Source organism: Caulobacter sp. SRI_014, assembly GCF_057586315.1.
The window spans coordinates 1-620 of record NZ_JBYCZQ010000023.1; the positions used below are offsets into that span (position 1 = coordinate 1).

Annotated in this window: 1 protein-coding gene and 1 pseudogene; both read left to right on the forward strand. The window is 62.7% G+C overall.

Going from position 1 to position 620, the window contains the following annotated elements; all coding sequences use genetic code 11:
- Window positions 1-17: 17 nt before the first annotated feature.
- Window positions 18-281 (forward strand): annotated as a pseudogene (locus AC2YG9_RS22440) (transposase); the annotation flags it as partial.
- Window positions 233-620: transposase (locus tag AC2YG9_RS22445; RefSeq protein WP_487300224.1), on the forward strand; the 388-nt coding region annotated here is incomplete at its 3' end. The pseudogene AC2YG9_RS22440 and the gene AC2YG9_RS22445, both read left to right, overlap by 49 nt.

Genomic DNA, 620 nt, shown 5'->3' on the forward strand with positions numbered 1-620 from the left:
CTGGAAGGAGCCTTGAGATGGCGCGTTATGATCTGAGCGATTTTGAGTGGAAGATTGTCGAGCCGTTCCTACCCCCGGCGGGGCTTGGTGCGGCCAGGGTCGATGACCGTAAGGTTGTGAACGGCATCTTCTATGTGCTGAGAACTGGGACGCCGTGGCGGGACCTGCCTGGGCGGTATGGCCGCTACACGACGGTCTACAACCGCTTCAATCGCTGGTCCCGCAAGGGCGTGTGGCTGGCGATGTTCGAGGCCTTGGCCAACCAGTCTCCCCAGTCGATGCAGTTCATCGACAGCTCGATCATCAGGGCCCACCAGCATGCCGCTGGTGGAAAAAAGGGGGTCCGGATCACGCCCTTGGCCGTTCTCGTGGCGGATTGAGCAGCAAGCTCCACGCCATCGTCGATCAGGACGGATTGCCGGTGAAGATCATGGTCACTGGCGGCCACGTATCGGACTTCAAGGTCGCCCAGGAGATGGTGGAGGGCCTCCCGGCTGTCCGCATCTTCGTCGCTGACAAGGGCTACGACAGCCAGCCGCTCGTGGACTACGTGGCCCGCCTGGGCGGGGAGGCCCACATCCCGACGCGCCGACACCTGAAGCATCAACGATACGTGCCCC